Below are 20,161 nucleotides of genomic sequence, written 5' to 3'. Positions count from 1 at the left end.
CTCTATCCCTATGATATCCGAACATTGGACGTATTCCTTAAGCGTTTTGGGATTCAGGTCTCCATGGACGGTGAGAGCGTGAATAAAGTCCTGTATTGTCAGATCCCCTTTGGAACTGCTCATTGATAGCCCACAATGTTTAATTTACATCGCCGTGATTAACAAACTTAATACCTTCCACTCTTACTAAGGTCTCGCCGGAAGGTATAACGAGTTGATAGTTTTCATTAGTTTGTGCCATCAGCAATTGAAACCCAATAGGAGATAAGAATGATATCAAGTTTCTATTGGGATCAGCCCGATGTGGGAATACTATCGTAAGAGATTCTGTTGATCCGTCATCTAGATATCGAAAATCCACTTTGCTTCCTATTAGCGCAATGGAATTTAGATTTTCTTCGGTTAGATTTTTTATAATCCCTTCAAGAGTTGAACAGTATACAGATATCGTCTTCTCAACATTGCGGCGCTTTTGGTTGTATTCAGGAAGATACTGGTTCAGGAAATTAATCTTTTCATCGTCAAAATAAACAAGCTGAGTAACCAGTTGTACTCGGGAATCCTGATATAATAAACTATGGTTCATAGTAGATTTCCCCTCCTTTACGAAGCACACCAAATACACTGAAGTTAAAGCCATATACCATATAAATCCCTCCCATGTAAAATATAGGTCTCCATTAGGGAGACCTTCAGATCATTGTACCAAATATTATTGGTAAATCCAATGATACGTCCCACTATAAACATACACAACTTGATAGTTTCCACTTATGAGTGCTAAATTTTATCAAAAGTGTAGGCATTCCGTAATTATACGGAGTGCCTCACTCTATTTTTATAACTATTTTACTCATAATTTAATATAAGACAGGCGCTCGAAAAGAAGAACAGCTTATTTGGACGGTTAAAAAAGTATCAGATTGGTAGGTTTCTTTTGAGCCTAATCAGTTTATGTTAATAAAAGCTTCGGTACGATGAAATATTAAAGACCATACGAACAAAGGGGCATATGAATATGGATTCTGCTAGTTCAAAGAAAGTAACGATTATTTCATATGTTATTGCCATTACATTTATTATTGCCATGATTACGGCTTCGGTGATGTTAAAAGATAACGAAATTATTTTGCCTGAAATTGCGGCAATGGCAATTGGCATGTGGGTGTACCGAGAAGCCGGATGGATCAGGCAACCATCGAAGATTTTTCTTGCTCCTTCTCTAACTGCTGTGGTCGGCTTTATGGTAAATCAATTACACATTTCTTATTTAGGAAAAGTCATTCTCACCTTGGTACTGATGATGCTCTTTTTGCGAATCATTCAATCAAGCTTGGCACCGTCGATTGCAACGGGTTTACTGCCGTTGGTGGTTAATGCAAACGAATGGTCATTTATTATATCGGTTTTCATTTTCACCTTCATATTGATGCTTGGAGTTCTTGCATTTGGCTTGAATAAAGGACTTTATAAGAAAGTGGAGATACAATACAAGTATATGCCCGTATTCTTAGTGCTGACTTTCGTTTGGATCGGTTTATGCTGGGTCGCTGGTTACCAACAACTCGCAATTATCCCGCCTATTCTCGTTGTTGTGTATGAGTCACTGCAAAAGCCAATGTACAGTGGGAAGATGGCCTTTAAGCAAGGGCTTGTGTTGACAATATCTGCAACTGTCGGAGCGCTATTGTATTTTAATATTGATTCATGGCTATTGGTAACGCTGTTGGATATGATCTTGATGCTTGTTCTATCACTGATTGTTGGTATCCGTATGCCTGCGATATACGCTTTTCCACTGCTTCCGTTTATCTTCCCTGATGATATCGTAATGAAATTGCCGCAAGGTTCGTTAGTCACATGTTTGTTTATGTTTGTTTCAGTGTTAGTGTATAAAAAGTATGAAATGAAGCGAACCGGGAAAGTAATGCAAATGTGAAAAGGGAAGGGTTAACTCATTCTAGGTTGGGCTATTTCTTTACTGCAATAAAGAAAATACGCGGTTAAACCGCGGGATTTTAATAGGGTGGTGCCATGACGTCTCGTCCCTTGCGGTGGAGGACTCTTTCGTTTATCTAATGATAATGTAAAAGGAGAGAACTACAGGGGCTAAAAGGACGATTAACATAGAAAATTTGTCACACTGCTCGACGTTTTTGACATTTTATGCGGTTCGCGCGGAAGACGCGAGAGCGCCCGAACAGATGCGTCGATTTGCCTTGTGAAGCGGTGTTCCGACGATCATTTCCAGCCTGTTGGTCTTCATTGTACTTCGAAACCATAATCTGGAGCAATTTCAGCGAGCGCTGGACGTATGGTGAACTGTTCGGTCTCTCTCTCATCAGCTTTGCGATTGCTGCTTGGCTCATTGGGCAACGAAAATATTATGGCGGCGTGACGAAACCGGCGAAGGGGCGCACTGGTCGTGGTATTTGTTGAAGGCTTCGCAATTCACTTTATGATTTCCGTTAATTCATGAATAAATGCCGCATTTTCTTCTTCTGTTCCTACCGAAACACGAATATGGTGAGGAAGCTGCCATATCCCGCCATAACGAACAATAATTCCTTTGTTCAACAGTTTCTCATAAATAGATTTTGCACTTGGACCAAGCTCCACAAGCACGAAGTTGCTCATGCTTTCAATAAATGGAAGGCGGAGTTTTTTGAACGCACGGTAAAATTGCTCTCGCCCTTGCGTATTCGATTGAAGAGACAAGTGGACATGCTCCTCATCATGAACGGCTGCCGCTGCTGCTGCTTGTGCCAAGGCATTGACATTAAAGGGTTCCTTTACCTTGAGAATATGCCGGATAATATCTTCCGAAGCTGCCCCAAACCCCACGCGTAATCCCGCCAGTCCGTAGATTTTTGAAAAAGTCTGAAGCACCACAATGGGATAACCGGCTTCAACAAATTCCAAGCCGTTCGTGTAATCCGCAGCCGTAGCATATTGGCTGTAAGCCGCATCAAACAATACAAGAATATGTTTGGGCAGAAAATCCAGGAGGTGATGCAGGACCGATCTGGCTAAATAAGTACCTGTTGGGTTATTAGGCGAACAAATACATATCATTTTGGTGCGTTCCGTAACCGCTTCAGCGGGAAAGGTTTTTCCGGGCTGGTTGTTTTTAGTTTCCATGCAACAAAAGCCTTTGGCATCGGTGAGGGAGGTTTGGTTTACAGCAGTGATCAATCCATCATTGAACGGATTAGGTGGGCTGGTAATTTCGGTTTTTCTGCAAATCGAGATACTACTCTACTGGGGCTGAACAGTAAAATATCCGAATATACGGCTGCGATCGCCTTGGCTACATTGGATGTCTATGCAGAAAAGAAGAAAAAGCGTGAGCAACTGGATCAATGGTACAGAAAATTTTTCGATGAATTTGGTTTAAATGAAAAAGGCTGGGTGACCCATAAGAGCATCGGCTCAATCGCCAGTCAATTCTTTTCTCTTTTATGTCAGGAGGAGCAAGATAACCAGGCTATTATTTCAAGGCTTGCAACATACAAGATCGAGGCACGATCATACTTTTCCCCAGCTTGCCATCAACAAAAAATGTTCGTTCGCTATCCCTCCACCATACTTAAAGTTACGGATAACATATCAAGACGCATTGTAAGTTTGCCACTCTGGGAAGAAATGAATGAATTCGAAGTTAAATATATTATGGAGACGATTAATCGGCTATGAAGAAATTGATCATATGGGGGTGCGGCGGGCACGCAAGAGAAGTCAACTGGCTATGCGAGCAAGCCGGCTATGAGGTTTTCGGTTTTTTGGATGAAAGACCAGAAATGAAAGGGAAGACGATAAATGGAGTTCCAGTCTTAGGGGATTTGTCCGATATCAAATCTCTTTGCCACGAAACAGAAATCGTCTGTGCAGGGGTCGGGGATCCTGTGCTCAAGAGACGATTCGTTGATAAAACCATAGCGGAAGGATTCCAACCGGCAGGTGCGATCATTCATCCCGGTGTCAGGATTTCAGCTAGAAACCGTATCGGCCAAGGCACCATCATTTGTGAAGGTGCGATACTGACAGATAATATCGAGATTGGCTCTTACGTGATTGTTAATCGAAATGTAAATCTTAGCCACGATGTCCGGATAGGGCATTTCGCCACTATCGCGCCGGGTGTGAATATTGCGGGCAATGTGACTGTGGGCGATGGGGCATATATCGGAATAGGGGTTTCGATCCGAGAAAAAATAACGATCGGAAAAGAGGCTGTGGTCGGTGGTGGAGCTTTTGTAAAGGACGACGTGCCCGCGAGAACATTGGCCGCTGGAGTTCCTGCTCAAATTAAGAAGTATTATTAAGTAATCGAAAATAATGATAGACAGAATAAGCGAAGGATTAAAATGAAAAATCTGGTTCGTTGCCAACTTTCTTATTTTAAGGTTGGGCAGTCATAAAATATTAAAAATAGGAGTGTGTCATATGAACGCATCGCTAGGAAATCGCAAACTTGCTGTCATTGATAGTACATTTCCATGGATTCAGAGTGGATTCCGTTATTGGGAGAACTATGAAATTTACCGCCAACGTCCAGATACACTGTTTTTTGCAACATCTCCTTACACGGATCCAATAGGTCAACGACAACCGACCACATTTCCGGCTCCCGTACACAATTTCTATGAGCTAATTCCCATGGCTCTCTCCGAGAATATTACTGATATTTATTGTGTTTTCCTAAGCATGGCCGTTAGTCTGATAGGAAAAGAAAGACTGCCCGGAGGGTATAATATTATCGGCGCCGCGCGCGAGTTAAATATAAAGCCCTTTATTGAAGACCATAAAATAAGGCTTCATACAACCATTTATCCCGGAGGCGGGTTACAGCAGGATACTCCGCTTAAATTGACACAGTTGGATAAGTATTACTCGACGATCTTTACGAATGTTCATGAGGTCAAAAAAAGCTTTTCAAAAAGTATCCATGTTCCCGGTATGATTAATGCCGAATTTTATGCATTGAAGCCAAAGCCTGCGCCTCAGCCTATTAGAATTGTTTTCGCAGCACACTCTGGGATCCGCAAAAATTTTCCTGCAATGATAGAAGCTTTTAACCAATTGGACGACAGCTTTCACTTGCACATCGTTGGGGACTGGGAACCTTACCTTCATCTATTGAAGAATGACAATTATACGTACCACGGCCTGCTTCACCCCGATCAAGCACGTCGAGTATACCAGCAATGCCATGTGTTCGTCAGCTGCAGTAGAGCGGACTGGACAGCATCTGACGGATTTCCGACGACAGCGGCGGGCGATGCAATGGCGACCGGTTGCCTGTTGGTCTCAACCAATTTTCGTCAGGATCATTCTGAGCTGCAGACCGGATGGGACTATCTCGAAATAACCGAGCACAGAAGATTGATAGATATTCTGTGGTGGGTCAAACAGAATTTCGAACCAGCTATGAAGATCGCGGAAAACGGCACAAATAAAATAAGAACGAAGTTCAACTCCAGAGTGGTTGTGCAAAATAAATTGCTGGCTATGGGACTTCCGCCGGCCATTGACCCTTTTGCCGATAATACGATAGACGGAATGAAGTCTGAAGCAGTCAAGGAAGCAGAGGTTCTCACAGGTCCAAAGAATAAGTTCTGGGATGTGTCAGGCTGGAAAAACAAGCTTGGCAGCATCCGACGAAACTGGTAAGCGGTCGATTTTCAATTCATAACGGGAGGCTGGAGAGTTGAAAATACTTGTAACGGGAGGTTGCGGTTTTATAGGAAGTAATTTTGTACTCTATATGTTGAATAAATATCCGGATTATCAGATCATCAATCTGGACACCTTAACGTATGCCGGAAATGAGGACAATTTGACAGATGCCCACCTGCATCCCAACTATTCGTTTATTAAAGGTGACATTACGGATCGGCAGCTAATCAACTCTTTGTTCCGGCAAAGCATCGATGTGGTGGTTAATTTCGCAGCCGAGACTCATGTAGATCGGAGCATCCAAAATCCGGAAATCTTCGTGCATACCAATATCGTGGGTACTCAAGTGCTTCTTGACGCAGCAAGGCAATATGGGGTGAAACGTTTTATACAAATTTCAACTGATGAAGTATATGGCAGCCTGGGGAATACTGGACTTTTCACCGAAAATTCACCTTTGTTGCCCAACAGCCCTTATTCATCAAGCAAAGCTGGTGCGGACTTGCTTGTACGGGCGTATCATAAAACATTCGGATTGCCGATAAATATTACAAGATGCTCAAACAATTATGGCTGGTATCAATTTCCGGAGAAGCTGGTTCCATTGATGATTATCTGTGCAGCTAATGACAAACCTTTGACTTTATATGGTGACGGGTTAAATATACGGGATTGGCTGCATGTGGAAGACCATTGCAGCGCGATTGAGCGCGTTTTGCATCATGGAGTTATCGGTGAAATTTATAATATCGGCGGAAACAATGAACGAACGAATCTTCAAATTGTTCAAACCATACTTACAGAGCTAGGCAAACCAGAATCACTGATTACTTTTGTCGCAGATCGATTAGGGCATGACCGGAGGTATGGCATAGATGCTTCAAAGATAAAGCTGGAGCTCGGATGGAAGCCGAGGTACACTTTTGAAGCGGGTATCAAGAATACCATTCAATGGTATTTGGATCATGAAAATTGGTGGAAAAAAATAATGTCTCGCAAAGCTCCATAAATCATATGATGAGGTGTACTGTTCGTTCCAGTGAATGAAAAGATTATCAAATCTTGGTCTTGGGTTCAGATGGTTCGAGACAAGACTATTACGTCGCTTGAATGGCCCAAGATCAAGACTTTAATGGATGAATGAAGAAGACTAAAGAAATAAGAAAGAAAACCTTAGCTCAGAAGAATCATAGTTGAAGCTAGGTTTTTTGTTTTTATACTAGCCCACCAATCATTTTAATTCAAAATTAAGTTTTTCGGTTATCCATTCTTTGTACAATATAAAATCAAACCATTGGAGGAGAATGCGTTGAAATACAAAGTAGAACAAAAAAATATAATGAGAAGGATATCTTGTCTATTAAGGGGTATTCTTCAAAAGGGTCGGCCATGTGAGAGGTGGGGCCCGACCTGATCGAATTTCCATTGCCGCACGAATAATTCCAGGCTATAGTGACCAATCGTGGTTTGCACGTACATATTCCTGACTGAGCAGCTTTGAATGAGGGTCAACTCTCTTAGAGGAGCATGGGAGAGATCTCGGAACACGAAAAATGCCCTTCAACTTCCTATAGGGAAGCGAAAGGGCTCAATGTTGGTTTACTCGTTACTTGGAATTTGGTCAACCTTTCATGCTTGGTGTTGTTAGAGGAGGGGGCGAGGCGCCCCACACTCGATTGTCTATAATACATTTCCTTCTTTTCGTTTTTTTGCATATTCAGCGGTTGCTGTAAAAAGTACGTCGGAGGATGAATTAAGTGCTGTTTCAAAGGAATCTTGTAAAACACTTATGATAAACCCTACACCAACGACTTGAATTGCAATTTCATTCGGAATGCCGAATAAGCTGCAAGCCAGGGGAATGAGTAAGAGCGACCCGCCGGCAACACCTGAGGCACCTACAGCAGATACTGCGGATAGTACGCTGAGAATAAGCGCCGTACCAAAATCTACTTCAATACCAAGGGTATGAACAGTTGCGAGAGTTAAGACAGAAATCGTAACTGCTGCGCCCGCCATATTAATGGTAGCACCTAATGGAATGGATACCGAGTACGTATTCCTATCCAACTCCATTTTTTCACATAATCTCATGTTGATTGGAATGTTTGCAGCTGAGCTCCGGGTGAAAAATGCGGTAATCCCACTTTCCTTCAGGCAACTAAAAACAAGCGGATATGGATTTCTGCGAATATTTAAATATACGATCAACGGATTGACGATTAGTGCTATAAATAACATACAACCAATAAGAAGGAAAAGTAATTTTCCGTAATCAAGTAAGGAAGAAAGTCCGTTTGCTGTAATAGAATCAAAAATAAGTCCCATGATTCCTAACGGCGCCAAATGGATTACCCATTTGACGATTTGTGATACGGCATCAGAAAAATTAGCAAGCAAGTTTTTGGTATTGTCATTGGCATTTCTTAAAGCAATGCCTAGAAGGACTGCCCAAGATAATATCCCGATAAAGTTGGCATTCATTAGGGCGTGAATTGGGTTGTCAAAAACCTGAAACAATAATGCCTTAAGTACTTCTACAATTCCTTGAGGCGGAGTCAGGTCTTCAGCACCCTTTACAAGTGACAAACTCACCGGAAATATAAAACTTGCAATAACCGCTGTAAGCCCTGCAAGAAAAGTGCTTAGACCATAGAGGGAAAGAATGGATTTCATATTCGTTTGATGGCCTTTTTTATGTTTAGATATGGCGGACATTACTAGGAGCAAGACCAATACGGGTGCTACTGCTTTTAATGCGGAAACAAATAAGGAACCGAAAATGGTGATCACTGTTGCATTAGGAATCGTTAAAGCCAAGATAATGCCTGCTATAATACCCGCAAGTATTCGCTTTACCAGGCTTAATTGGTTCCACTTGACTAATAATGTTTTCATGCGTTTCCTCCGGATTCAATATGGAAATTATAACTAAGCCCATTCCTAAGATTGAAATGAGGTAAGTTCATAAGTTAAGTGTAGTTTATCACGAAATGGCTGGTTCTCAACGAATGTAAAGTTTGACAAATAAGTTCCATCAAAAACGGAAGCACCGTCAACTGGCAGGTGCTTCCGTTAGAACAGCTGATGCTTCGATGATTTAAACTGGTTTTTTTGAGCTTATGCCAAAATAAAATGGTAACATAAAAGTAGTTTGTAGACAAATCGATGATCATGAATAACTGAAGTTCTCTCAGGAATGGGCATCGATTGGGCCGTGTTACTGATGTAAAGAACACGAATTTCAATTGACATATGTAAAGATGAAGCCTATAGTGAGTATTATAATAACTACTACAAAGGAACGGACTTATGGATGAAATCATTAAAGAATTACAGAAGTTAGGTTTTTCTCAATATGAATGCAAGGCGTATATTCACTTGCTAAAAAATTCACCTGTAACCGGATACGAACTGAGTAAACGGTCCGGTGTTCCTCGCTCAATGATTTATGAGGTTTTAGGGAAACTATTGGACAAGGGAGCTATTTTTACCGTCCCTTCAGAACCCGTGAAGTACGTGCCCCTTCCGGCGAAAGAATTAATTCACCGATTGCGCAAAAGCTTCGATGAATCGATTGATTTTCTCGAAAAAAATTTAATGACGCTGGAAAACGAACGGGATACCGATGTAATTTGGCGTGTGAATAGTGATGAGCATGTGATGGCTGAAATTGTAGATATGATTGATAAAGCACAAGAAGAAGTTTGGCTATCCATGTGGAACCCACAGGCTTCCATCGTCAAAGCTGTAATAGAGCAACGGATTCGAGAAGGAATCAAGGTGTTTTCCATGCTTTTTTCGGAACCGGATACGAAACTGGGTGTAACGTATCATCACGATTTCATGGCTCCTGATATATCTGAAAAGCGAATGGGCGGGCGTTTAACGATTGTGGCTCGTGATAAGGAAGAAGTATTAATTGCGAATTTCAGCCCCAATACATCCGCCTGGGCAGTCAAATCAAAAGACCCTGCTTTAGTTTTAGTGGCGACGGAATATATCCGGCATGATATTGCGTTTGGAGAGTTAACAAAGGAAGTTGGGGCGGATAAGGTTCAATCCTTTTGGAGAAACGATCCCGATTTGTACTATGTGGTTACAGGAAAACGGTTCGAATAAGGAACCGTATTTTCTTTCCTTTTTTTATAGTCGTTAGATCAATAACACCTAATATTAATGAGAAATTATTTCAAAGAGGAGAGGAGCGGGAAAATGTGTTGACTCATAAGATATTTATTCTTGTACAGAACCAACCGGGAGTATTGGCTCAGATATCTGACTTATTTGTCCGTCGCGGCTACAACATTGAAAAGATCAGGGCGGGGAATTACAAAAAAACAAAGCTCACCGAAATTAAAATCGCAGCAACGGGAAGTGATGAATCATTTCAATCTTTTGCTGCACAGTTAAGAAACGTGTCTCATGTAGTGAAGGTAGATGTATCCATCCAACGGCGGTATTCCTTTTGGCTGGTGGCTTACTGTTTGTGTACTACTTTACTGGGCACAAATCTCCCCGCCCCTCTTTATACTTTGTATCGGACAGAATGGCAGCTATCTTCAGGAATGATGACCTTTATTTATGCATTCTATGCGTTAATCGTGATTCCAACGATTATCCTAGTTGCACAACTCGGGAACCAGTGGGGAAAGAAAAAGGTATTGTTAACAGGGCTGATCTTTTCCATTTTGGGTTCAATCGGCTTTGCGTTATCAGATGGGGTAAGCGGATTATTAGTGTCCCGCCTCTTTCAAGGATTGTCGGTAGGAATTCTGAACGGAATTGCAGTTACATACATGACGGAGTTCCATCCTAATCAAGACAGGCTAAAAAGTGCATTTCTTGCTGCCATTGCCGGAACTTTAGGCAATGCGGTTGCTCCGCTTATTTCCGGATTTTTGGGGGATTATGCTCCATACCCCCTTCAATTCTCTTATCTCATGCACGTTTTACTAGCCATGGTAGGGATGATGGGACTTCGTTTTATGATTGAAAATAGGACATCCTCGGATCGGGTAACCTCCATTACATTTCCATCGGTAGCGAAAGAGGTTCGGGGACCCTTCCTGTTAGCATCCTTTACCGCTTTTCTTTCTTGGGGGATTATGAGCTTGATGTTATCGGTGATGCCCACCTATCTTAACCTTTTTACCAGTCATTCCAGTCTTAGCTTATCGGGTACTATGGTGGCTTTAGTATTAGGCTTGTCAACCATTCATCAAATCATGTTGAGAAAACAAACGGTGATTCGTTTAATTGTAATAGGCTATATTCTATTGATTCTTGGCTTACTATGTATGATCTTTACCTTATATTCGAAGTCTTTATTTATGCTGATTTTAACGACTATCTTTATTGGGTTAGGTAACGGACCTACCTATGCGGGAAGCTTAGCGTACCTTAACCAAAGCTCCTCGGATGAGATTCGGGCAAATATGACTTCTTCATTTTTTGTAGTGACGTATTTAGGTATCAGTATTCCTATCGTGACCCTTGGTTATATCGGGCAATGGGTTGGTCTAACCCATGCAATCCAATGGTATTCATGTATCATGATTGGGTCGATCCTCCTCAGTCTTTATAGTTGGTTACGGAAGAAGCAGTTTAAAATATGATTTAGAACAAACCGATAAGCATTTCAGTTAAGCAAACCGCCGCACAGCGGCGGCTTTAAGTTTAAACGTCACGGTATCCAGGCAAGCATGTCCCGTAAGGGCAACTGCCTCTCTTTCATTTTACACGCTAAGTGAAATAGGTCTGAGAGGAAAGTGTGCCAACAGCTTGTCGCGGAACACTTTGGACGGCGTATTCAGAACGTGATCTCTGTGGCGGATGAGCCCGTGCGTCAGTGTTATCTGCTTCGGGAGCGGGAGACAGACGACGGTGCCTTCGCTCAGCTCTCGTTTCATCGTTACCTCAGGAACAAAAGCAATGCCAAGTCCGCTGGCCACGGTATAGCGGATGAGTTCAGTGCTTGGAAACTCCACCATCTGGGTTTCAGTAGGCATTCCGAGCTGAGTCAACAATGTATGCCCGTCGGTTTGGTAGATGCAACGGTTGCCGAAACCTATTACCTGGGTCCCGCTTAAATGATTCCATCCTTTGACATAAATGCGCTCCGCCAAATTTTTGGAAGCTGCGAGCACCATATTTTCCTCGACCAAGGGCTCGAACACTATATCTTCCCTTAGTGGATTTTTGGGAACAATACCAAAATCAGCGCTGTGTGAGGCCACCTGTTCGACGATGTCCGATTGAAAACCGGTCTCCAGCTTCAGCAGCACATCCCTATATTCCGTAAAGAATGGGCCCAAAAATCCGGTTAATCGGGTAACGCAAAACGATTCCAACGCTCGAACCCGTACTGTGCCCCGGGGCTGCTCCATGCTTACGAACGCTTCCTCCAGCGATTTCCCCAGCTTGACGAATTGACGGGCGTATACGGCCAACATCTCTCCGGCCTCCGTCGGCTGAACTCCCCTAGGAAACCGTATAAAAAGCTTGTGACCGCATCCCTGCTCCAGCAGTTGAATTTGCGAGGTCACAGTCGACTGGACATAACCAAGTTTTTTAGCCGCCCGGCTGAAGCTCCCCTCCTCTAATACCGTCAAGAAGGTGACCAGAAATCGTCCATCCAGGTGCGCCAACATCTCCATTCACCTCACAGGTTTTAAGTATCGAATTTTTTGATGGCATTTATCGATTATTTTCGTTTTTCAAAAGGTTTTTCCTGCTATATTTATATTAAGTGGTTGCTCAGAAAGCTACAGCATTATTGACCGCGCAAATCAGCTAAAAACTCACCCTGATGCAAAGATGGATCTCGAACAAGCAAACCAGAAGTTGGAGGATCGCAGGGGAATAGAAAAAATGGATGTTGACAATTCCACATATGTGATCATTGCTAGTGGAGTAAAAAAGAGTGGCGGGTATTCCATTGACTGGGATGAGTAGACTTTAGCATGACCAGAATTCGAATAAAATTATCCATAATGGATAATTTTATTTTTAAATTCTCTTTAATTGATAATGACTTCTCATCGTGCTACAATAATGACTGAAATAAATACAAAAAACGGAAGGGAGAAGGTTGCAAAATTAAAAATCGTAATGAAGTTGGAACGCTAAAAAAAGGATTGGACATCTTTAATCTAATTTTAGATCATCCTCATTTATCTACCCAAGAGATTATCGAAAAATTGAAGTTGAATCAGAGTACCGCTTATCGTCTGGTAAGCACGTTGGAGCAAAATCATCTCATTGAAAAAAACAAAGAAAATGGATACGTTGTATCCGATCTTCTGATTTCGAAGCTTCTGGAAAAAAATCAGCAAAAGCACGACTACTTCCTATGGCGATCCGTTTCCTTTATGGAAAAGTTGAGTAACGAAACCGGGGAAACGACGTATATAGGGATGCTTCATGGGACGGAAATGATCATCACACAAGCCGTACCAGGAAAATATGCAACGCGAACCCATCATGAAATCGGTGATCGCCTTCCCCTTCATACGGATGCGATTGGGAAATGTCTTTTAGCTTTTCTAGACAAGGAAGAGCAAACACGGATTATTGAAAAATTATCTTTTGTTAGAAAGACGGAGCATACCATTACGTCCTCTGATTTATTTTATGAAGAATTAAATCGTATTCAATTGAACGGGTATTCCATGGACAATGAAGAGGGAGAAACCGGCGTCCGCTGTATAGGTGCTCCGATTCACAAAGGGAAGCAAGTCATTGCCGCCATTGCTTTGACCGGTCCTTCGGTACGGTTGAGCAAAGAAAAGGACACAACTCATATTGAGTTGGTTAAAGCGTGCGCGAAAGCAATTTCGGATACACTCTGATTATTTTAGAAAAGCAGGAGGAATTCTAAATGGGGAAAAAAATAGCTGCTGTTATCACCGATTTGTTTGAGGATGTGGAGTTCACGGATCCTGCCAAAGCATTCGAAGCTGCAGGCCACGAGATTGTGACGATTGGACCGGAATCAGGCAAAGAGATTACCGGTAAACATGGTGAAAAGCTTACTTTAAATAAAGGGATCGGCGATGTCAATCCCACTGATTTCGATGCGCTGCTAATTCCTGGCGGATTTTCGCCTGACTTGCTGCGTGAGGATGATCGGTTTGGAGAATTTGCTAAAGCGTTTATTCAGGAGGGCAAACCGGTTTTCGCCATTTGCCACGGCCCGCAAGTGCTGATCGACACGAATCTGCTGAAGGGCGTCGATATCACCGGCTATCGTTCCATTCGCAACGACTTGAAAAATGCCGGCGCAAACTACAAAGATGAAGAAGTCGTCGTCAGCCGCAACATCGTAACGAGCCGTACTCCGGACGATCTTCCGGCATTCAATCGTGAATCCTTGAAGCTGCTGGGCAACGCTTGATTATTTAATTAAATTGGGAGGGATAATCGTATGAATTTTGTTACCTTAAACAATGGTTTGCAAATGCCTCAACTCGGGTTCGGCGTTTGGCAGGTAGAAGATGATGCAGCTGAAGCGGCGGTTTCCAAAGCGCTTGAAGTAGGTTACACATCTATTGACACTGCGATGATTTATAAGAATGAAAAAGGTGTCGGCAGAGCGATTCAACAATCGGCTGATCCTCGTGAAAAGCTGTTTATTACGACAAAAGTCTGGAACAGCGATCAAGGCTACGATAACACCTTGCGCGCATTTGATGAAAGTCTTGAAAGATTGGGGCTCGATTATATTGACTTGTATTTAATCCACTGGCCTACTCCTCAATATGATCAGTACATTGATACTTATAAAGCCATGGAAAAGCTGTATCGTGAAGGGCGCGCCAAAGCGATCGGCGTATGCAACTTCGATATTGAGCATTTGGAACGCTTGCTTAAGGAATGTGAAGTGAAGCCTGTTTTAAACCAAGTGGAGTGCCACCCATACCTTGCCCAGAATGAGTTGAAGGATTTTTGCGGCAAACATGATATTTTTGTGGAGGCGATGTGCTAAAAGATGAAGCGGTCCTGAAGATTGCCGAAGCTCATGGCAAAACGCCGGCTCAAGCAGTACTGCGCTGGCACTTGCAAAACAACTCCATCGTAATCCCGAAATCCGTGACGCCATCACGAATCGAAGAGAATTTTAATGTATTTGATTTTGAGCTGACTGCCAATGATATGGCAGAGATCAACAAGCTGAACCGCGACCGGCGCAAGGGTCCAAAGCCAAGCGAAATGAATATGCGATAAAACGAGTAAATAAAAACTTATCTTTGCTCGTCTCATGCCTCAAGTAAGACGGTTGTACCGTACTTATTTGGGGCATGTCCGTTTTTGCGAATGCCCAAAGGAGAGTGTGATTGTATGTGTAACCCGTCATCGAACGATTCCTTGTTCAATAGTGAAGATTCTGCAATTGAAGTTTCAGCCTATCGTTTTGAAGATGATGGAACGATACCGAACCATCCTTACTTTCCTGTTCTCGTGTACCGTGACCCCTTTAAAGGACAAACGGACATGATTCAAGACACATTTCATAAAAATCATTGGACAAACAGCTGGATCAACGGCGTGTTCGGTTACCATCATTTTCACAGCAATGTTCATGAGGTGTTGGCCATCCGCGCAGGCCGGGGGAAAGTACAGATTGGCGGGGAACAGGGCGCGATCCTTGAGGTTTCGACGGGCGATGTCATCATTCTCCCAGCAGGAACGGGGCACAAACGGATTGAGGCAAGCGATGACTTCTCGGTCATTGGCGCTTATCCCAACGGTGTTTCTTATGATTTACATACAAAAGCAGACTACAAATTGCGCGCGAGCATTAAAAACGTTGCTCGTCCGGATACGGATCCTGTCTTCGGAAGCGAAGGACCTCTGTTAAAGGAATGGAATAAAAAATCCGAACCGTACTATCGACAAACACAACCATCTCACCGGATCACATGAGGTTTTGGAAAATTTTACTTTCGTTTCATCATTACATCCTGTATACTGCATTTATCTACAAAATAATACATGATTATACTTTTGGGCAAACCGGTTGAAAAGCCGGGACGCAATGGCATGGGTCGTCGATTTCCACTGGGAAATACCGATTGCCAGTCCGCATTCTATTGTGTGCCCCCAATCAAACCTCCTTGTATAAAGGTGGTTTTTATTTTGTCGATCATACATTATGAGAAACAGCGAGGTTATGAACACATGAAGAAATCGATGAAGCTGTTGTTATCGCTGCACGCAGCAATCACCCTCGGAGCGGCAAGCTTGCCTGTACAAAAGGCATATGCGGACAGTCAAGGGCCAAGCGTCCCTTTCCCGGATGTGAAGTTGCACTGGTCGGCTGACAGCGTCGCTTGGGCGGTCGGCAAAAAGGTTGTCAGCGGCTATGAGGACGGGACGTTCAAGCCTGATCAACCGGTGACGGAGGCCGAGTTTTTGTCCATGCTCATTCATGGCTACAAGCCTGAAATCAAAAGTGGTTCTGCCGACTGGGCGGGGCCTTATTATCAGCTGTCTTCATCGCTGAATTATCCCGTGGACGCGCAAAATATCAACGCACGCAGCGAGCCGATCACGCGTATCCGCGTGGCGGAGCTGATCGCCTCGACGCAAGGCATGCATTATGACGGCGATGACGCCATTCGGTATATGTACGGCAAAGGTCTTGCTCAAGGGGAGGCCGACCAGCCGACGATAGCCGGATTTAACGGCTCTAAGACGCTCACGCGTGCCGAGGCCGTGCAGTTCATTAAGAACCTGTCCGAGCACGGATTAGGGGAGCTTCTTGCAAGGCCGGAACAAAGTTCCGATACGAGTGTGCTGCCGGTTGTACCTAGCGGAGACGCGGATGCCGGAGCAGAAGCCGATCAAGCTCATAGCGGCTCCGTCGTACACACGAATGATTCCGCCGTTGACAATACGCCCGTTTTAAAGCTTGATGACAAGCCTATCACTTTCAAAACGAAGCCGGTTATACAGGACGGAACCGTGTATTTTCCGATTCAAGAAGTATGCGCCGCGTTTGGGCTCGGCTACAAGGAAAATAGCGACGGCAGCGTAACAACGAGGAATTATAACGAAACGAACACGTTCAGAGACGGCGGAGACTATTTCGTTCATTATAATCCGGAGGGGGCGATTGTCCAGGAAGAAGACATCCCTCTGGACGGGCAAAAGCCGATGAAGAAAATAAACGGCGTCTTTATGATGCCGGAAGAATCTTTAGACCACCTCTGGTTTGCTGTGAAAAATGAAGCGACAAGGTTCGGCGGCATGATGACGGTGACCAACGGCCAAGTGGATCATAGCGAACTGAAGTTTATTAGGTATAAACAATTTGTGCTCAGAGATATGGAAAACATGGACGGTACAAACAGGCATCCGGTTAATAATGATTCGCCGTTTGACGACCTTGGTAAAATACAAAGAACGATATGGGTGAAGGAGTCTGCCTTGCCGCGCATAGGAACTAGTGTGTACGCAACCTGGAGATGGAATTCCAAAGACAGCCTTTATTATCAATTTAAAGAGATCAAGTTTACCGGGAAGATCGTCAATGGTGTCGCTAAGGGAACACTAAGCTTTGAAGGCGATATTACATATTATCAAGAAAACGATCGCTTAGAGCAGTTAAAGCCCGAGGAGCTGCAAGATATTGAATTGCCGTACGAAAACGGCGACATCAAAATGACATGGAACGATGCGTTGAACTTGTTTGCAAAAAACAAGATCCATCTTCCCTAAGTAACGTCATTGTCTGCATAAAGAAGCCCGCGGCCGCACAACCGCAGGCTTCTTTATTGTGCTACTTGCTTGCTTAAGGGCAGATTGACATCATTGAATCAATATAAAAAATGCCGTCCATTAGTACGGAAAATACAGGTTATATTCGAGATATTATAAATAAGTTTTCAAACTGAGCTCCATAGCCGCTATTTAATCCAAGGATTCCAACAGATTCTTGATCTCGGGATTCAAGTTGAGGGCGTTCCGGATGACCGTCAAAGCTTCCGCACGTGTGGAGTTCACTTTTGGATCAAATTTTCCGTCATTTCTACCGGAGATGATTCCGGCTTCAGCTGCAGTCTTCATTGCGTCTGCTGCATAGGAATCGTTCAGGTCAGCGAAGTTACCCTTGGATTTATCTAGCGATACACCGTTCATGTTCACGATGCGGGACAGAATGATGACAATCTCTTCGCGGGAGATCGGTTTATTAGGTTGGAATGTACCGTCACCATAACCGCCGATTACCCCGGCCGCTGCAAATTGATCGATAGCCTCATATGCCCAGTGATGGCTTACATCGTTGAGCGTTACTTGCTTAGTTCCACTTACCGGGAAAATTCGAGACAGGATCGATACAAACTCAGCGCGAGTAATTTCTTGGTTCGGCTTTACTGTGCCATCTTCATAGCCTTGAATGAAGTTCATCTTAAGAAAGGACTCCATTGTCTTCTCGGCCCAGTGACCTTTAACGTCTGTTGGCTCTTGAACCGGAGTCGGGGATGTGTTAGCTTCTTCAACTTTAGACTGAATGTTTTTTATAACACGGGTGTCCGCCTTAACGACATCAGATTGAAAAATATCAATTGTAGGCGTCTTCTCAGGTTTAATTTGTACAGTTGGTTCAGCCGGAGTTGGCGCAGGAGCAGGGGTCGTTGTAATTGTAGAACCATTGCTCGAGCCTGAAGAACGCTCTATGACGCTGATCAGGATATCAACGTGTCGGCCGCCATAAGTTGCAGTGACTACCGTAGAACCATTGGCTATACCCTTCACTACACCCGCTTTAGAAACTTGTGCGATACCCGTATTAGCCGAGGTCCATTCGATATCACTTGGAAGAATTTGAGCTGTCGTGGTGTCAGAGCAGGTTACTGTCACAATAGTGGATTTGGCTGTACCTCTTTGAACCGTCAGATTGTTCGGGTTAGCTCTGAGCAAGGGTTCTATCGGTGTAGGTACCCCGACATTGTCCGAAGATATAATGGACAAATCTGAATGCAGGTCATTCCCTGTCTGTGCTTGATAAATGCTGAAATTGTCAAAGGCTTCGCCTTTCCATATCCAATGCGCGTGTTCTTTGCTGATATAGTGATTGAAGTCCACTGTATTTCCAGTATTCTGCACAAACTCGTTTGTGATCATGAGTCCATCCTCATTGGCTCTGATGTTGTTATTGCGCAATTCGTTGTTTCTTGTGTCGAAGGCGAAATTGATTTCACCGTAACCGAGATGCTTCGAATTATTTTCTATTAACTCGTTCTCTTTAATGATGCAATCCTCCGTCCCCCCACGATTTTCGTCATAGCCGCCCAGTGTAATGCCTGCCGCCCGGTTATGATAAATACGGTTGCGCGAAACCTCCACTTTTGAAGTCATACCCCCGGCATGCTCGCTAGCCAGTTCAATCCCGTAGTCGTTGTCGTGTATATCGTTGTTCATGATCGTTACAGCTTTGCCGCCGTCCACGTATATACCGGCTGCCGAGTATTCATCCCCGTAGGCTGGATTGCCAAAAGAGGAGATATTGTATACGCGGTTTTCCGCTATCATGCCGTTTCTTGCCTGATCATGGGCAGGGTTCGGCGCGGTGCCCTCAAACCCGATGACGTCGATGCCGATATTGTTGTTATCGTGGACTGTGTTCTGCAGGATACGGAATCCGTCGACATTTCCATTAATCGCCATCGCTTCGCTGGCTCCCAGCTTCAGGTTGTACAACTCATTTTGGATAATGGCAAGATGCTGCAGCGGCTTTGCTGCGTTGCCGTAAACTGCAATGCCATGCGCATTTCCACCGCCTTCCCCAAGACCTGCATCCGTCCCCATATCGTGGATGCGGTTTCTGACCATTTCAATATTGCTGCCGCTACCGCTCACACGGATGCCGATGGGGGTAGTAGCGGCGCTATCCGTGCGATAATGGCTTATTTCAAGGCCTTCCACACGTACATAGCTGGCATTGTCGATGCTGATGGCGCTGTCTGCTTGCTGCCTGCCCGTGCCGTCCAGTATTGCCGTTTGTCCCTCTGCGTTTCGCAAGGTGATGTAGCCCTGGGCTGGTGATCCTGATTTTGCAATGCTTACGGTTTGGTAATAGCTTCCCTCAAGAAGGAATACAGTGCCGCCGGGTTCGACCAACTCGATCGCTTTCTGGATGCTGGCGAGTGGCGCATTCATAGTGCCAGGATTTGTATCGTTTCCTTGCGGTGACACATAGTAATCCCTTGCCGGTGCTCCACTCACGGTGGTCGCCGCAATGGCCATAGCAGACGGAGTCGACGCGTGCTCCGCAGCAGAAGCCGTATTGTCACTAGGATACGCCGTGCTGCTTGCGTAAATAGCGCTTGCCGACAGTAGTGTGAGGAAGCACCCCCTGAGTATGTTACATTTTATTTTTTTGCTCATTATTTTCGCATCCTTCGCTTGAGTTTTTTACCTTCAAATTCATTTTAGTGGATCAAGCTTTCCCGATACATAGCGTAATCTTAATATT

At 43.9% G+C, this 20,161-nt stretch carries 16 protein-coding genes, 1 pseudogene and 1 riboswitch; of the genes and pseudogenes, 12 read left to right on the top strand and 5 right to left on the bottom strand.

Annotation, left to right across the window (positions count from 1 at the left end; translation table 11 throughout):
- Positions 1-139: 139 nt before the first annotated feature.
- Positions 140-586, bottom strand: coding sequence for a GreA/GreB family elongation factor (locus tag ACZYR9_RS16475; RefSeq protein ID WP_488979581.1), 447 nt, complete (start codon positions 584-586; stop codon positions 140-142).
- A 432-nt stretch (positions 587-1,018) separates the two neighbouring features.
- Between ACZYR9_RS16475 and ACZYR9_RS16470 the strand changes: the two genes are divergently transcribed.
- Positions 1,019-1,939 (top strand): hypothetical protein, encoded by a 921-nt coding sequence (locus ACZYR9_RS16470; RefSeq protein WP_488979580.1) that lies wholly within the window; start codon positions 1,019-1,021, stop codon positions 1,937-1,939.
- A 512-nt stretch (positions 1,940-2,451) separates the two neighbouring features.
- On the opposite strand, the gene ACZYR9_RS16465 is transcribed toward ACZYR9_RS16470, so the two are convergent.
- The gene (locus tag ACZYR9_RS16465; RefSeq protein WP_488979579.1) at positions 2,452-3,141 is read right to left on the bottom strand and encodes a pyridoxal phosphate-dependent aminotransferase; all 690 of its coding nucleotides are present in this window, start codon (positions 3,139-3,141) and stop codon (positions 2,452-2,454) included.
- Between the two features lie 33 nt (positions 3,142-3,174).
- Here ACZYR9_RS16465 and ACZYR9_RS16460 point away from each other — a divergent pair, with 33 nt between their 5' ends.
- The 4 genes from ACZYR9_RS16460 (at position 3,175) to rfbB (ending at position 6,688) form a co-directional block, all read left to right on the top strand.
- The gene (locus tag ACZYR9_RS16460) at positions 3,175-3,696 is read left to right on the top strand and encodes a DegT/DnrJ/EryC1/StrS family aminotransferase (RefSeq protein WP_488979578.1); all 522 of its coding nucleotides are present in this window, start codon (positions 3,175-3,177) and stop codon (positions 3,694-3,696) included.
- Positions 3,693-4,325, top strand: a complete 633-nt coding sequence (locus ACZYR9_RS16455; protein WP_488979577.1) for an acetyltransferase — start codon at positions 3,693-3,695, stop codon at positions 4,323-4,325. Before ACZYR9_RS16460 ends, ACZYR9_RS16455 begins: the two co-directional genes overlap by 4 nt.
- A gap of 121 nt (positions 4,326-4,446) precedes the next feature.
- Positions 4,447-5,673: a glycosyltransferase gene (locus ACZYR9_RS16450; protein WP_488979576.1), complete on the top strand. Its 1,227-nt coding sequence runs from the start codon at positions 4,447-4,449 to the stop codon at positions 5,671-5,673.
- 37 nt (positions 5,674-5,710) lie between these two features.
- On the top strand, positions 5,711-6,688 hold the full coding sequence (gene rfbB, locus ACZYR9_RS16445; RefSeq protein WP_488979575.1) for a dTDP-glucose 4,6-dehydratase: 978 nt from the start codon (positions 5,711-5,713) through the stop codon (positions 6,686-6,688).
- Between the two features lie 671 nt (positions 6,689-7,359).
- Here rfbB and sstT read toward each other — a convergent pair.
- Positions 7,360-8,577, bottom strand: a complete 1,218-nt coding sequence (sstT, locus tag ACZYR9_RS16440; RefSeq protein WP_488979574.1) for a serine/threonine transporter SstT — start codon at positions 8,575-8,577, stop codon at positions 7,360-7,362.
- A 414-nt stretch (positions 8,578-8,991) separates the two neighbouring features.
- Between sstT and ACZYR9_RS16435 the strand changes: the two genes are divergently transcribed.
- Both ACZYR9_RS16435 and ACZYR9_RS16430 read left to right on the top strand, forming a co-directional pair.
- A complete protein-coding gene (locus tag ACZYR9_RS16435) occupies positions 8,992-9,801 on the top strand; it encodes a TrmB family transcriptional regulator (RefSeq protein ID WP_488979573.1) in 810 nt (269 codons plus the stop codon).
- Between the two features lie 95 nt (positions 9,802-9,896).
- Positions 9,897-11,297, top strand: coding sequence for an MFS transporter (locus tag ACZYR9_RS16430; RefSeq protein WP_488979572.1), 1,401 nt, complete (start codon positions 9,897-9,899; stop codon positions 11,295-11,297).
- 120 nt (positions 11,298-11,417) lie between these two features.
- Here the strand turns inward: ACZYR9_RS16430 and ACZYR9_RS16425 are convergent, their stop codons facing one another.
- Positions 11,418-12,332, bottom strand: coding sequence for a LysR family transcriptional regulator (locus ACZYR9_RS16425; RefSeq protein ID WP_488979571.1), 915 nt, complete (start codon positions 12,330-12,332; stop codon positions 11,418-11,420).
- 447 nt (positions 12,333-12,779) lie between these two features.
- On the opposite strand from ACZYR9_RS16425, the gene ACZYR9_RS16420 reads away from it, so the two are divergent.
- The 5 genes and pseudogenes from ACZYR9_RS16420 (at position 12,780) to ACZYR9_RS16400 (ending at position 17,403) form a co-directional block, all read left to right on the top strand.
- Complete coding sequence (locus ACZYR9_RS16420; RefSeq protein WP_488979636.1) at positions 12,780-13,532, top strand: IclR family transcriptional regulator; 753 nt, start codon at positions 12,780-12,782, stop codon at positions 13,530-13,532.
- A 29-nt stretch (positions 13,533-13,561) separates the two neighbouring features.
- Positions 13,562-14,077, top strand: coding sequence for a cysteine protease YraA (gene yraA / locus ACZYR9_RS16415; RefSeq protein WP_488979570.1), 516 nt, complete (start codon positions 13,562-13,564; stop codon positions 14,075-14,077).
- A gap of 30 nt (positions 14,078-14,107) precedes the next feature.
- Positions 14,108-14,907, top strand: a pseudogene (locus ACZYR9_RS16410) (aldo/keto reductase).
- Positions 14,908-15,021: 114 nt separating this feature from the next.
- Positions 15,022-15,606, top strand: coding sequence for a cupin domain-containing protein (locus ACZYR9_RS16405; protein WP_488979569.1), 585 nt, complete (start codon positions 15,022-15,024; stop codon positions 15,604-15,606).
- Between the two features lie 74 nt (positions 15,607-15,680).
- Positions 15,681-15,768: riboswitch (cyclic di-GMP riboswitch) on the top strand.
- Positions 15,769-15,819: 51 nt separating this feature from the next.
- A complete protein-coding gene (locus tag ACZYR9_RS16400; RefSeq protein WP_488979568.1) occupies positions 15,820-17,403 on the top strand; it encodes an S-layer homology domain-containing protein in 1,584 nt (527 codons plus the stop codon).
- A gap of 192 nt (positions 17,404-17,595) precedes the next feature.
- Here the strand turns inward: ACZYR9_RS16400 and ACZYR9_RS16395 are convergent, their stop codons facing one another.
- Entirely contained in the window at positions 17,596-20,073 is a 2,478-nt protein-coding gene (locus ACZYR9_RS16395; RefSeq protein WP_488979567.1) for an S-layer homology domain-containing protein, read from the bottom strand.
- Positions 20,074-20,161: the final 88 nt, after the last annotated feature.

The sequence above is a fragment of the Paenibacillus sp. F024 genome (assembly GCF_057814255.1).
The sequence above is the reverse complement of the archived record's forward strand: the minus strand, read 5'-3'. Positions and strand labels throughout refer to the sequence as shown.

Excerpts from the sequence above, each read along its gene's own strand:
- ACZYR9_RS16475 (WP_488979581.1), bottom strand. The coding sequence starts at position 586 with ATGAACCATAGTTTATTATATCAGGATTCCCGAGTACAACTGGTTACT.
- ACZYR9_RS16470 (WP_488979580.1), top strand. The coding sequence starts at position 1,019 with ATGGATTCTGCTAGTTCAAAGAAAGTAACGATTATTTCATATGTTATT.
- ACZYR9_RS16465 (WP_488979579.1), bottom strand. The coding sequence starts at position 3,141 with ATGGAAACTAAAAACAACCAGCCCGGAAAAACCTTTCCCGCTGAAGCG.
- ACZYR9_RS16455 (WP_488979577.1), top strand. The coding sequence starts at position 3,693 with ATGAAGAAATTGATCATATGGGGGTGCGGCGGGCACGCAAGAGAAGTC.
- ACZYR9_RS16450 (WP_488979576.1), top strand. The coding sequence starts at position 4,447 with ATGAACGCATCGCTAGGAAATCGCAAACTTGCTGTCATTGATAGTACA.
- sstT (WP_488979574.1), bottom strand. The coding sequence starts at position 8,577 with ATGAAAACATTATTAGTCAAGTGGAACCAATTAAGCCTGGTAAAGCGA.
- ACZYR9_RS16435 (WP_488979573.1), top strand. The coding sequence starts at position 8,992 with ATGGATGAAATCATTAAAGAATTACAGAAGTTAGGTTTTTCTCAATAT.
- ACZYR9_RS16425 (WP_488979571.1), bottom strand. The coding sequence starts at position 12,332 with ATGTTGGCGCACCTGGATGGACGATTTCTGGTCACCTTCTTGACGGTA.
- yraA (WP_488979570.1), top strand. The coding sequence starts at position 13,562 with ATGGGGAAAAAAATAGCTGCTGTTATCACCGATTTGTTTGAGGATGTG.
- ACZYR9_RS16405 (WP_488979569.1), top strand. The coding sequence starts at position 15,022 with ATGTGTAACCCGTCATCGAACGATTCCTTGTTCAATAGTGAAGATTCT.
- ACZYR9_RS16395 (WP_488979567.1), bottom strand. The coding sequence starts at position 20,073 with ATGAGCAAAAAAATAAAATGTAACATACTCAGGGGGTGCTTCCTCACA.